The following is a 13,380-nucleotide window of genomic DNA, read 5'->3' as shown; positions in this document are numbered from 1 at the left end:
GGCGCCAAAACGCCCTATTAGATTGCTCTAATAAGGCGTTACAATTTATTCCAACCAATTTCAGATATCAGCCCTTTAATTAGGTTAAAGTAGCATGAATGGCAATGTAACCTAATTAAAGGGCTGATATGACTAGGAACAAATGTGGTTGATCAGGATACTTGTAGTGCTTCAGCTACCGTTTCGGACAGAGGAGTGGTTGGGCGCCCGATAAGCTTCGAAAGCTGGCGACTATCATCAAACAAAGCTCCTTTTGATGCAGCTACATCCCATCCGGCAATCGCTTTTGCCAGGCTCTCAGGCAAACCAAAGCTGGCGAGAGCTCCAGCATACTCCGCCTCGGGCAGGTTCTTGTAGGGGATATCTTTTCCTGTTTGGCGGGAAACCTCCGCAGCCAGATCACTGAGTGTATAAGCTTCATCTCCTGCCAGTTCATACACCTTGCCTTCATGGCCCTGGCTAGTTAACACAGCCACTGCTGCCTCTGCAAAATCTTCCCGTGAAGCCGAAGAAATCTTTCCAATGCCGGCGCTACCGATAAATGTGCCACCAGCTATTGCTCCCGGAATTGACCCTGTATAGTTTTCGGTATACCATCCGTTGCGCAGGATAGTAAAAGGTATGCCAGCATCTTGCAACATAGCTTCTGTGGCTCGGTGCTCATCAGCAAGGCTAAGGGAAGAGGTATCTGCATGAAGTAAACTGGTATACACAATCCAGTTTACACCGGCTGTCTTTGCGGCTTTAATAACATTCTTATGTTGTGCGGCACGTTGTCCCACTTCGCTCGATGAAATCAGTAAGAGAGTATGTATACCTTTTAATGCAGCTCCCAGCATTTCTGGTTTGGTATAATCCGCTTCACGGGTTTCAATAACCAGATCTTTGGCTTTTTGCAGCGTACGCACAAGCGCTACAATACTTTCTGATGAAACTTTTTCTTTTAGTTTTTCTACAACAAGCCTTCCAAGCTGACCTGTTGCTCCAGTGATCGCTATTTTCATATTAGTTTACTTTTTGATTTATATTTCTTTTTATTCCAGACGCGCATAACAGCTATACATGCCCTACCCCATTTTTACGGAAGTCATAGTCAAGGAACCACCTACCGCCCTGTCGTTGAAGAATTCTACTGTATCTTTACTTCCTTTCATCCCTAGGGTATAAAGTAATGGCCAGTAATGCTCCGGGGTCGGAATGACCAGCATGGCTTCTCTGCCCAATTTTTCATAGTTTATCAACTCGTCATGACTCCCTTTCCGGAGCAGGTCTATGAAGGTTGTGTTCATCTGCAAAGCCTAATCAAAACCATACTCCGGCTCGCTGATCTTATCCCAGGCTATCAGGCGCAAGTTGTGCACCATATTTCCACTCCCTAAAATAAGTACTGCTTTTTTACGCAGATTTGTTAGCTCTTTAGACAGCTCATAATGATATTGCGGCCCTTTCGTGTAGTCTATGCTGAGCTGAAGCACAGGTACACTGGCCTCGCACTGTCCAAGCACCGTGGTCAAGTCCCCAATCATGGTCAATTTCAACTGTAGCAGATTGAATCAGGGAGGCTATTTTATTCGCCAGCTTAGGGCTGCCCGGTGCCTTATACTGCACATCGAACAGCTCCTGTGGAAAACCGCCGAAATCGTCAATAGTTTTTGGAAGATCCATGGCCGTAATGCGGGTGCCTTTGCTGAGCCAAAGGGCCGAAACAACAAGAACTGCTTTAGGTGTCGGAATTTCTCTCCCCAGTTGCTTCCATTTCTGGCTGAACTCGTTGTCCAAAATTCCATTCCTGGGGGAGCCATGGCCTATAAATATAACCGGCATCATTTGCTCCTGCTCACTTAGGCCATCTGTAAATTGGATAAACGCAGACAATGTAGTCATACCCATTGCTCCTGTCATAAGTGTTTGAATAAACTGACCTCGTTGCATCCTAACATTTTTACAAAGCTACCGCCAGGTTATGCCTTATACATTGCGCCGGATCAAGAAAAATTATTGACTTTCATCAATGATCAGGAAGTTGGGGTTACTTCCGATTAGCCATTTTCTTCCTGATCCGGCTCAGTGTTTCAGGAGTCAGACCCAAGTAAGAGGCGATCATATGTAGTGGCACTCTTTGGGCAATGTCAGGATATTTCTCTGTAAAATTTATGTAACGCTCTTCTACAGACAAACTAATAGTAGAAGTAAGATGCCTTTGAAGAGCAACATAAGCTTCTGTAATGAGCAAGCGTATATATGTTTCATATTTTGGCTGGATCTTTAAAAGTTGTTCATGCGCAGTCCTGGTTATATAACCAGGACTGCGCATCCTCCATTACATCTACATTATAAGTGGCAGGTTCATTAGTCAAAGAACTGAGCAGGTCTGAAATAGTCCAACCCTCAATGGCAAACTGAATGATACGGTCACTCCCGTTTTCAATCTTAATTTCCCGCAAAGCACCTTTTTCTACGAAGGCAATGGCTTTACATACCTCTCCCTCCTGTAACAGGTACTGCCTTTTACGCAATGTTTTTGAGGCAAGCTACGCCTTTAAATCTTCCTACTCGTGAGGTAACAGGCGAATTTTCTCATTAAATTTCTGAAAAACCAAATCGAAAATAGCGATTGGTGTAAATAAGACAGGCGTTTCAAGAGACTAATTAAGTTGCAGGCAATTTATTAAGTACAACTCAACCAACCACAGAAGGTTAAATTATTTCACTGCATGAGCAACGGTACCTGCTTTGGTTATTTCTTGATTGCTTTCTGAGCGGTGAGGACCAGGTAATGGGTTTTAATTGTGTAGGAATAAACTGAATTGAAAAGGAAATGAACCGAAACCACAGTAGAATAAATTTAGGATCAAAAAGTTTACTAAATACAGTCAGCCCGGCAATAATAGCCACTCTATGGCATCTTGCTCGGTTAAAAAATACTCAGTACTAAAAGTAGGTGTTTCTGTTTTCACTCTGCTGTCCAGGGTTTCATTAGTAAGTTGTTGAAGCATATCGAAAGAAGAGACAATTGCCAGCCGCTGCAACCTGCTTTGTGAGATAACTTCAACCGAAATCCTGGCAAGCCATCCTTGATCCTCTATGGTTAATACACCCATGCGGTGGTTATTCACCAGCAACCTTTCCACACCAAGTTTCACAAGGAAACGCCCGGCTGTCTGAATACCATTCCTGTACTCACTGCTCACGACCGGCCTTAGCCATCGGACTAGCAACATCTCCTTTTGCCAATCCAGCACTATATTTACATAATCTGATTGATACAGCAGTGATCTGCCATTATCAATAGTAAATTTGTCAGCTGCAGCCATAGCAGTTACCATGTTACGAACGAAAGTGGCACCTGCATTTTTTTTATGTAGCCCCACCTTTAACTCTTCCACACGGTAGACGGAATGAGGCCCAAACACAAAACAGGTACTATAATTGATAAGTTTACGCTCAATAAAAGGGAGTTTCATACCTCCTTTCTTCTAGGAAAGAAGGTAAGGCCTGCTAGCTTTAGTTCTTCCTTGCGTACTTTATTATTTACGCTAAAAATTAAGATAAAAGTAACAACATGCTTCTCATTTTTGCAGAAAGATCCTGCTACTTTTCCATAAGTTTAATTAGATAATTCCGGATCAAATATATTCTAAATTAATGTCTTTTCTGCTATTAACTAAGTCTAGCATCTCACGTTAATAATTTCATTAGCTTAACCTTTATTCCAACGAAGCGATGCATCCACATATTCTGGTGGCTCCTGCTACCACTTCTGCTCCTACACTTTAGCAGCCCGTGGGTTCACGCTCAGGATGTAACTGCTGAGGTATTTGCCGGCACCGCCTGGAGTTTGCCCCTGCCCCTACAGGTGAAGCAGCCAGGAGAGGCCTCCATTCGCTTTAAAGCCCGCTACAGCACCCGCCCCTGGAAAGGCTCCCCATATTACACTTACCGCCTGGGATATAGAAACTGGAGCGCAGAATTGGTACATCATAAACTCTACCTCGATAATCCGCCATCGGAAATAGAGCACTTTGAGGTGTCGCACGGTTACAACCTGATAATGGTGAGCAGGTTAATGGCACACAAGGGAGGTTCACCTCCTGTTTTCCGGCTTGGTATAGGTATGGTAGTGGGGCACCCGGAGGGGCGCATACGAGGTAAAACCATTAATCCGGTGCGCAGTTTGCCTGGTGGTGGTTACCACATTTCCGGAATATGTCTTCAAGCCGCGGTGGGTCTGCCTCTGGGAATAGCCGAGCACTGGTATCTTCGCCCGGAAGCAAAACTTACAGCAGCATGGGCCCGGATGCCACTGGCTGGGGGCGGAACGGCTACTGTGCCAAACATTGCGCTACACACGCTTTTCGGCTTCGGCTACCGTAGCCAACACTGATGTCATGTAAAGAACAGGCAGCCGTAACATATTCCGAGAAAAGGCAAGTAAAGTAAGTGGCCTCTCTACTATTGTGTTCGACATACTCCTGTCGGGCTGTAAACACAACAAAACCATCATGGCCTTATTATATGTGTAAGCCAGCCTTAAATGATCTATCACAATGAAGCTTACGGTTTTTTCATTCTCTATCTATATTAGTTAGAGAATGTCTTTTTTAGCAACCCGACTGCGAAATGTGGAAACAAGTGGATAGAAGCGAAAGGGAGCAAATAGAAAATGATGAAGATTATATCACTGCTAGTACCATCAGCCAGTCAGATAAAAGAAAAGTAAGTGCGGGTGGTGACATACCGATTGCTTTCTATCTGTAGCTTTGCTTTGCCTAATCCAAATTAAGCTGCACTAACAGCTATCTCCACCTCTCCCATTTTCAAAATTAAAACCCTACCTTTGCTGCTTGAAAAAAACTAAGCATGCTTCACTTCTTTTCTAGTCAGCCCGAAACAGTTTACGCCTTACAGAGTGAGGGGGAACTGACCGCAACAGACATATCAAAACTCGAATGGCTTTTCGGCAATGCCACAATAGAGCAGAAAAAAACCCTGAGTGGTTATTTTGTGGGCCCACGTGCGGCCATGATTACACCATGGAGTACTAATGCCGTAGAAATTACCCAGAATATGGGCATTCAGGGGATTATACGGATTGAAGAGTTTAAAACAGTAACAGAAGATTTCACGGATTTTGACCCAATGCTTTCCCAAAAGTATAACGGTCTTAATCAGGAGATCTATACGATCCATATTCAGCCGGAGCCTGTGCTGCCGGTAAACGATATTGCAGCCTACAACAAGCAGGAAGGGCTTTCGCTCAGCGATGAGGAAGTGGATTATCTTAACAGCCTTTCCGAAAGATTAGGCCGACCACTGACCGACTCTGAAGTATTCGGATTTTCGCAGGTGAACTCGGAGCACTGCCGCCATAAAATTTTCAATGGTAAGTTTGTGATTGATGGCGAAGAGAAATCTACTTCGCTGTTCAAATTGATCCGTAAAACATCAGAAGCCAATCCGAACGATATTGTTTCGGCCTACAAAGATAACGTGGCCTTCATCAAAGGCCCAGTGGTGCAGCAATTTGCGCCTAAACGTGCCGATGAACCCGACTTCTACCAGGTAAGTGATTTCGAATCGGTTATTTCAATCAAAGCGGAAACCCACAATTTCCCTACTACTGTAGAGCCTTTCAACGGTGCCGCTACCGGTTCGGGTGGTGAGATCCGCGATAGGCTGGCTGGGGGCCAGGGTGCGCTTCCTTTGGCCGGTACAGCTGTTTACATGACGGCTTTATCACGCCTGGCAAAAGACCGCCCTTGGGAGAAGGCTACGCAGGAAAGACAGTGGCTGTACCAAACGCCTATGGACATCCTGATCAAAGCTTCTAACGGTGCGACTGATTTTGGCAATAAATTCGGACAACCGCTTATTACAGGTTCGGTTTTAACTTTCGAGCACGACGAGAGAGCAGATGAACTGGAAGCTCCAAGAAAGCTGGGTTACGATAAAGTAATTATGCTGGCTGGGGGTGTTGGCTACGGTAAAGCCAGCCAGGCGCAGAAACAGCATCCGAAAACCGGCGATAAAATTGTGATCTTGGGTGGTGAAAACTACCGCATCGGTATGGGCGGTGCAGCGGTATCTTCTGCCGACACAGGCCAGCACGGTTCAGGCATTGAGTTAAATGCCATCCAGCGCTCGAACCCGGAAATGCAGAAACGTGCCGCTAACGCTATCCGTGGCATGGTGGAGAGCGAACAGAATACGATTGTTTCTATACACGATCATGGTGCCGGTGGCCACTTAAACTGCCTTTCGGAATTAGTGGAAGAAACAGGCGGTAAAATTGACCTTGATAAACTACCTGTAGGCGATCCTACCCTATCTGCGAAAGAAATTATCGGAAACGAGTCGCAGGAGCGTATGGGGCTGGTGATAGGTGAAAAGGATATTGAGACCCTTCAAAAGATAGCGGATCGCGAACGAGCTCCTATGTATACTGTGGGCGATGTTACCGGCGACCACCGCTTTACCTTCGAATCAGCCTCTACCGGCCAGAAGCCAATGGACCTGGAACTGAGCGACATGTTCGGCAGCTCTCCTAAAGTGGTGATGACCGACAACACTGTTAACAGAACGTACCAACCGGTATCATACGATAAAGATCAGCTGCAGACTTACCTGGAGCAGGTGCTGCAGTTAGAAGCCGTAGCTTGTAAAGACTGGCTCACCAATAAGGTAGACCGTTGCGTGGGTGGCCGTGTGGCGAAACAGCAATGCGCTGGTCCGCTGCAATTGCCGCTGAACAACTGCGGTGTAATGGCACTTGATTTCCAGGGCAAAGAAGGTATTGCCACTTCGGTTGGACATGCTCCGATTTCAGCACTGATTGATCCGGCAGCAGGTAGCCGCAATGCCATTGGCGAATCTTTATCGAACATAGTATGGGCTCCGCTAAAAGACGGCTTGCAGAGCGTTTCGCTTTCTGCAAACTGGATGTGGGCCTGTAAGAACGAAGGAGAAGATGCCCGTTTATATAAAGCGGTGGAAGCCTGTTCGGATTTTGCAATTGCCTTGGGCATCAACATCCCGACTGGTAAGGACTCTCTTTCGATGAAGCAGAAGTACAAAGAAGAGGAGGTTATTGCACCTGGTACGGTCATTATTTCGGCTGGTGGAAATTGTAGCAACGTACGCCAGGTAGTAGAGCCTGTTTTGCAGCGTGATGGTGGTAACATTTACTACATCAACCTCTCTAACGATGCTTATAAATTAGGCGGATCTTCTTTTGCGCAGGTAGTAAACAAAATTGGCAACGAAACACCTGATGTTACCGATGCAGATTTGTTCAAGAACGCTTTCAACACGCTGCAAGGACTAATCAAAGAAGGTAAGATAGAAGCAGGCCACGATATTGGTAGCGGTGGTTTAATTACAACGTTGCTGGAGATGTGCTTTGCCGACAATAACCTGGGCGCAAGCATCGACCTGACTTCACTGGGTGAGGCAGATAGCATAAAAGTATTTTTCTCTGAAAATATTGGTGTTGTATTTCAGGCATCGGCAGACGTAGAAGCTACTTTAGAGGCAAACAATGTTCCATTCCACAAGATAGGTACCAGCACAGGCACTGCCACGCTGGAACTGAAGAATGCAGAAGATACTTATAGCTTCGACATTGCTCAACTACGTGATACTTGGTTTAAAACCTCTTACCTGCTGGACATCAAACAAAGCGGTCCGGTAAGTGCCAAAGAGCGTTACGACAACTATAAGAAGCACGAACTGATCTACAAGTTTCCGGAAGGATTCGACGGTAAAAAGCCCGTAATAGATGCTGCTAAGCCAAGAATAAAGGCTGCCATTATCCGCGAAAAAGGAAGTAACTCCGAGCGTGAAATGGCCAACGCAATGTACCTGGCAGGCTTCGATGTGAAGGACGTGCACATGACGGACCTGATCTCTGGAAGAGAAACACTGGAAGATATTCAGTTTATTGGCGCTGTGGGTGGTTTCTCTAACTCCGACGTATTGGGCTCTGCTAAAGGATGGGCAGGTGCCTTTATGTACAACGAGAAAGCGAAATCTGCTTTGGAGAATTTCTTCAAACGTGAGGACACGCTGTCGGTAGGTATTTGCAACGGCTGTCAGCTGTTTGTGGAGTTAGGCCTCATTAACCTGAATCACGACAAGAAGCCTAGAATGCACCACAACCTGAGCGGGAAGCACGAAAGTATCTTTACTTCTTTAACCATCAAGGAAAACAAATCGGTGATGCTTTCCAGCCTGGCTGGCTGCACCTTGGGTGTTTGGGTGTCGCACGGTGAGGGTCGTTTCAGCTTACCACTTGTTGAAGATAAGTACCAGATCGTATCGAAATATGCTTACGAAACCTATCCGGCTTGTCCGAACGGCTCCGACTTCAACACTGCCATGCTATGCGATGAAACCGGTCGCCACCTGGTAATGATGCCTCACATTGAGCGTTCGCTCCTGCAATGGCAATGGGCACACTATCCGAAAGGCCGCCACGACGATGTATCTCCTTGGATGGAGGCTTTTGTGAATGCCAGGAAGTGGCTGGAAGCAAATGGAAAATAAGTAGACCCATCGTATCCCAATTCTTAAGGAGAATAAACTTCTATAGATTATCCTTCCATAAGGAAGCCCCGCATTTTCTGCTGCGGGGCTTTTTTTATGTCCTTTAGTGTCATCCGAACTTTGTTACTCACTTCATTCGCGTCTCATCAACTTGACTCTCTATACTTTGCCATGAGAAGAAAAAANAGGAAGCCCCGCATTTTCTGCTGCGGGGCTTTTTTTATGTCCTTTAGTGTCATCCGAACTTTGTTACTCACTTCATTCGCGTCTCATCAACTTGACTCTCTATACTTTGCCATGAGAAGAAAAAAAATGATACTCTAAAATCAAAGCTTAACTTCTTGAGTAATGCACAAAAGCCACATCCCAAGTTACCACCTTCTTATTAATTCAATTCCAGACAATTCTGCCATTTACAATAACCATTAGGGTAAGATAACGTGTTTAGTAGGGTAAGGTCTTTAAATTGGTACCTTTGTAATAGCTCAATCGAGCTGCAAACATATTTTCAATTCATCAAGAAGAACTGCCCTTGCCTTTTTCAGTCATTTGAAAAGGAAAGGCTATACCTTAGAAACCTATGAATTCGAGTAGAAAATGTCCAGTGTGTGGTCAGTGGTCCCAGTGGAACCAGAACCCGACCGACCGCTGCGAGCACTGCCAGAGCATTCTTGATCCCATTGCCGTGTCCCGTGAGCAGGCCCGGGAAGAACGCAGACAAGAGGAAAGTAAACGTTTTTCTGTTGATTTTATTAAAATAGACCCAGAGGACCCCTGGTATTTAAGTCTTTTCAAGAGAGTAGGCCTGGGAATTCAAATTACATTTGCAGCCATTATTTCATTTATCCTGTGGCTTATTGCCTTTCTGGCCGGCTAAGTTATGCTACCCTTAGCCCAACATTTTGGGTGCTAACCGCAATATACCTTGGGCATCGGGCATGGCGCTGGATGGGTTTTCCCAGGCCATGGTGGATACGCCACTACCTGGATGATTTACTCTGCATGCCGCTGGTGCTCACCGTTGCCCTGTTTGTGCTGCGCTGCCTGTATGGTCCCCAGGTCCGCCTTTCCAGGTACCAGGTAGCTTTTGCGGTGCTTTATTTCACAGTTGCCTTCGAAGTTGTCTTTCCGAGGTTCATGCCCCGCTATACCGGCGATTGGGTAGATGGTCTTCTTTACGCAGCCGGTGGCATCATCTTTTATAGGTTCCTGAATAAGTAGCACCATTGTCTGGCTCTTTGCACCCTGGCCTGGGTTTACAGTACAGCTTTCTTTATTCCTTTGCCCCAGAAGATGCCTAATTTGGCAGCACCTTCTTTGTTCGGATGCAAATAAAACATCCCCTGCTTTCCTTGTTCGTGCTGAAAATAGGTAAGATGCTTTTTGCGGAAAAATTTGTAGGCTTTGTTGTCTCCTTTAAATACACGGTCTGGATGGGTGGTGGCATAGCTGGCAACTAAGGCATCCAGTTCGGGGAAATAGCTTTGTAACCGGTCCAATCCTTCCTGCAGATACTTGGCACCATTGTTTTGGGTAGTAGGGCTATACCACAGCGGGCGATGTAAAACCAACAGGCTATTTGGGTAATCAGCCAACAGCTTGTCTGCCATGGCTTTCAGGTTGTTGCGGTACTGGTCTGGAGAAACAGGTGCACCAGTGGGTCCTTCCATGGCACTGTCGTTGGTGCCTAACATGATAGAAAACACAAGGGTCGCCTGTGCATCAGCGTTATACACATCTGCTGCTTTTGCTACGTTAAGAAAGCCTTTAGAGGTGGCAGGCAAGAAATTGATGGTGGTATAGCCACCTACACCCTGGTTCGAAAACCGGACATTACCGATCTTCTTTTGGTTTTGCAGGTAGGCTACAGCATGTACAGGTGCCGCTTCTGTATCGCGATTGGCAAGTCCTGATCCCCTTGTGATGCTGTTGCCTATAAAAACAATGTTGAGGTTCTTCTGCTGCTGGGCCAATAGCTTCTGCACGGGCAATAAGGCAAAGAACAGATACAGGAAAAATAAGATAGTTCCATTTCTATTTGGCAGCATATTTAGAAGGAGCAGTTATAAGGTTAAGAGATAGTGTTTCCATTAAAATGGTTAAATCTATAGAATTCTAACTGAAGATGCACAAATTCCTATAGGAACCAGTGTTTACAGGATAGGCGCTCCATAAAGAGGAAATGCTACAGGAACTGGAAGACTGCCCCCTGTACCTCCCAGGAAATAAAAGCCATGCAGCACCAACTCTTCTCTACTGCCGATGATTGGCCAATAGCCAATACATGAAGCGTAGAACAATCCAGAACCTCATAAGCCCTTGAGGATTTAATTGAAAAAAGCTCTGGAAGGCTTTTTTCATTTCAATAATTTTGTACTGATATACAGCTAGTGTAGCCACGATCTGATGTGGCGGAGTTGTAGTATACCGCCGCTACATCAGAGTACAGGTAAACTAAGTCCAGTCGATTTTATTTAATAAATGCACCACTAAAATGAAAAGTGACGATTGTTCAGTCGTTACTTTAAAGTTATAGGCTTGCTGCTTTTCTCTTTAAGTATTATCCAGATTAAAATGGAGGAAGCAAGCGTAAGAACTGCAAATGATTTTTCGAAATATGTTTTGGCAAACAAATTTCCAATCGTGTTCAAACCAAATAGGAATAGAAAAGCCCACAAAATAATATTCACTACTCTTATTGAAAGCATCTGTCTGATAAACTTCCCTTTTATGAGCAGCATTAAGATCAAAAATACATTCAGCAGAATAGATAATGATTCGAAAACATACATTTCAGAATCGTTTTCTAGCCGCCCTCCCCATGTAATTTCGTAAGGGATCAGTTTTAATATAATGCAAAGATGAAAGAGAGTTACAGCTGTAAAAAGCCATAACATGATTTTGATGGCAGCTCTAGAATTCATATCGCTTTATTGTAATAATTTACACTTACAGCCAGTACACGGGTGATGTATTTCCGAAGGTTTAGTATTATCTTTATTTGGTTCTTGTATTCTAATGTTTCTTGCAGTCTTTTATTTCGTAATTGGCTGCAAGACATTCTGCTGCGAGCCTATCTTCTATCCCGTACTTGCTGATTTTTTTCACCGCCCAATCAAGAACAGCAGTTCTGTATTCTGTTACTATCTATTTTGATAGCATGAATGTAGGTAAAAAAATAAAGCCAGTAAAATTCACTTAACTGGTTAAACAAGTAACCTAGTATAGTTCCAGACTTACAGATGGAAAATACAACCTCTTAAACACACGTAAGCGAATCAGTTTTATTGAAAAAGCCGTTTTATGGCCCTAAGTCAAATCAGAGTTTAACCCAAAGACTGATTCGGTTTATTAATAATAAAATCACTTGCCTTTCAGTCAAAAAATAAATCGCCACGCTATCTTAAAAAGCTTTGGCGATTTATTTTTTATTTAAGTTGGAAGCCAAACAAGAGGCTTTTTAGAGAGCCTTCCACTGAATTAGCTGAAGCATTCTCAGCTTTGCATTGCCCAAACCAAGGCACTTGCCCCAAGTATGGCAGCATCGGCTTCGTTTAGTTCGCTAAAAGTTATTAGCACTTTATTTCTGAATACTGCCAGTAGGTTCTTCTCCATGTGTTCCCGCACAGGGTTCAAGAGCATATCGCCTGCCTTTGTAACACCACCAAACAGGATAATGGCCTCTGGCGAAGAAAACATCACAAAGTTGGCAAGCGCTTCACCCAGGATCTGGCCTGTAAAGGCATAAACTTCCTGCGCCAGCGCATCTCCTTTCATAGCGCAATCATACACTGCCTTGGAATCAATAGCATCCTCAGGGTATTCCCGTAGTAAACTTTGCTGGTCTGATTCGGCCAGCTTTTCTTTTGCTGTAATGGCAATGCCTGTAGCGGAGGCATAAGACTCCAAGGTTCCGTATAAGCCGGTAGACCAGTGCAATCTGCCTCCAGGCCGAATCATGGTGTGGCCTAATTCTCCGGCAAAACCATCGTGTCCGTAAATGAGGCCTCCACCTGATAGTATGCCACTACCTACGCCAGTTCCCAGCGTTATCACAATAAAATCTTTCATGCCCTTTGCCGCGCCATAAATCATTTCGCCTACAGCGGCAGCATTGGCATCGTTGGTAATGGAGCAGGGTAAACCAAATTTCTCTGTTATCAGGTTGGCAAAAGGAACCACGCCTTTCCAGTTCAGATTAGGTGCATTTACAATGCAGCCGGTAAAATAATTGGCGTTGGGAGCTCCTACACCTATTCCTTTTATGTTCTCTTTACCTACCTCCTCTATAGCAGGAAGCAAAGCGGCATATAGTGCTTCCACAAACGACTCTGCGGTAGCGTAAATGTTGGTAGGCATGCGGTCGTTATAAGAAATTTCTCCGCGGTGGTTCACCAGGCCGAATTTAGTATTGGTACCGCCTATATCTACTCCTATGGCGTATTGTTTTATCTGGTTGATCATATATCTTACCTATAAAATAGCACTTCAATAGCAGGCTATGTTATATGCCGTTTATAAAGGTGGGCTTTGTTTACCTACTTAACTGGCAGGTAATTTAAAGAATATGCAGCAACCAACCATAATTTTGGTCGAAATTCACCAGATCGTTACCGAAACTTACCGATTATGAGTGGTAGCTGGCATAAACCTGTTGAAGAAAGAGGTCAACATTTTAAATTAAACAGAGGTTTAGCAGCTCATCTACTTGAGATCATGTTTAAATTTTAAAGAATGGGTAAAAAGAGCGAGTCAGTCCGTAAGCAAAAGTGACCAAACTTTAAGGCTTATGGAATCTCAATACAAGAGACTAACTGACTCGCAATGGGAAGTGGT

Annotated in this window: 11 protein-coding genes and 1 pseudogene; 4 read left to right on the top strand and 8 right to left on the bottom strand. The window is 44.6% G+C overall.

The window, feature by feature from the left end; genetic code table 11:
• Nucleotides 1–152 precede the first annotated feature (152 nt).
• The 4 genes and pseudogenes from ACMA1I_RS20590 to ACMA1I_RS20575 form a co-directional block, all read right to left on the bottom strand.
• A complete protein-coding gene (locus tag ACMA1I_RS20590; protein WP_337070362.1) occupies nt 153–1,004 on the bottom strand; it encodes an SDR family oxidoreductase in 852 nt (283 codons plus the stop codon).
• A gap of 63 nt (nt 1,005–1,067) precedes the next feature.
• Nucleotides 1,068–1,884, bottom strand: a pseudogene (ygiD, locus tag ACMA1I_RS20585) (4,5-DOPA dioxygenase extradiol).
• A gap of 392 nt (nt 1,885–2,276) precedes the next feature.
• Nucleotides 2,277–2,516, bottom strand: coding sequence for a Crp/Fnr family transcriptional regulator (locus ACMA1I_RS20580; RefSeq protein WP_337070361.1), 240 nt, complete (start codon nt 2,514–2,516; stop codon nt 2,277–2,279).
• Nucleotides 2,517–2,873: 357 nt separating this feature from the next.
• Nucleotides 2,874–3,386: a hypothetical protein gene (locus ACMA1I_RS20575; RefSeq protein ID WP_337070360.1), complete on the bottom strand. Its 513-nt coding sequence runs from the start codon at nt 3,384–3,386 to the stop codon at nt 2,874–2,876.
• Nucleotides 3,387–3,838: 452 nt separating this feature from the next.
• On the opposite strand from ACMA1I_RS20575, the gene ACMA1I_RS20570 reads away from it, so the two are divergent.
• From ACMA1I_RS20570 to ACMA1I_RS20555, 4 genes are all read left to right on the top strand, one after another.
• On the top strand, nt 3,839–4,384 hold the full coding sequence (locus ACMA1I_RS20570) for a hypothetical protein (RefSeq protein ID WP_337070359.1): 546 nt from the start codon (nt 3,839–3,841) through the stop codon (nt 4,382–4,384).
• Between the two features lie 236 nt (nt 4,385–4,620).
• The gene (locus tag ACMA1I_RS20565; protein ID WP_337070358.1) at nt 4,621–4,758 is read left to right on the top strand and encodes a hypothetical protein; all 138 of its coding nucleotides are present in this window, start codon (nt 4,621–4,623) and stop codon (nt 4,756–4,758) included.
• Nucleotides 4,759–4,860: 102 nt separating this feature from the next.
• On the top strand, nt 4,861–8,544 hold the full coding sequence (gene purL, locus ACMA1I_RS20560) for a phosphoribosylformylglycinamidine synthase (RefSeq protein ID WP_337070357.1): 3,684 nt from the start codon (nt 4,861–4,863) through the stop codon (nt 8,542–8,544).
• Nucleotides 8,545–9,124: 580 nt separating this feature from the next.
• Nucleotides 9,125–9,421 (top strand): hypothetical protein, encoded by a 297-nt coding sequence (locus ACMA1I_RS20555; protein WP_337070356.1) that lies wholly within the window; start codon nt 9,125–9,127, stop codon nt 9,419–9,421.
• A 116-nt stretch (nt 9,422–9,537) separates the two neighbouring features.
• Here the strand turns inward: ACMA1I_RS20555 and ACMA1I_RS20550 are convergent, their stop codons facing one another.
• The 4 genes from ACMA1I_RS20550 to ACMA1I_RS20535 all read right to left on the bottom strand — a co-directional run bounded on the left by ACMA1I_RS20550 (nt 9,538) and on the right by ACMA1I_RS20535 (nt 13,008).
• Nucleotides 9,538–9,771, bottom strand: a complete 234-nt coding sequence (locus ACMA1I_RS20550) for a hypothetical protein (RefSeq protein WP_337070355.1) — start codon at nt 9,769–9,771, stop codon at nt 9,538–9,540.
• A 29-nt stretch (nt 9,772–9,800) separates the two neighbouring features.
• On the bottom strand, nt 9,801–10,592 hold the full coding sequence (locus tag ACMA1I_RS20545; RefSeq protein ID WP_337070354.1) for a GDSL-type esterase/lipase family protein: 792 nt from the start codon (nt 10,590–10,592) through the stop codon (nt 9,801–9,803).
• Between the two features lie 471 nt (nt 10,593–11,063).
• The gene (locus tag ACMA1I_RS20540) at nt 11,064–11,468 is read right to left on the bottom strand and encodes a hypothetical protein (protein ID WP_337070353.1); all 405 of its coding nucleotides are present in this window, start codon (nt 11,466–11,468) and stop codon (nt 11,064–11,066) included.
• Between the two features lie 571 nt (nt 11,469–12,039).
• Nucleotides 12,040–13,008 carry an ROK family protein gene (locus ACMA1I_RS20535; RefSeq protein WP_337070352.1) on the bottom strand — a complete coding sequence of 323 codons (969 nt, stop codon included), beginning with the start codon at nt 13,006–13,008 and terminating at the stop codon, nt 12,040–12,042.
• Between the last annotated feature and the right edge of the window lie 372 nt (nt 13,009–13,380).

Source organism: Pontibacter sp. 13R65, assembly GCF_047525655.1.
In the GTDB taxonomy this organism is placed as follows: Bacteria; Bacteroidota; Bacteroidia; order Cytophagales; family Hymenobacteraceae; genus Pontibacter.
This window is presented reverse-complemented; position numbering and strand designations above follow the sequence as displayed.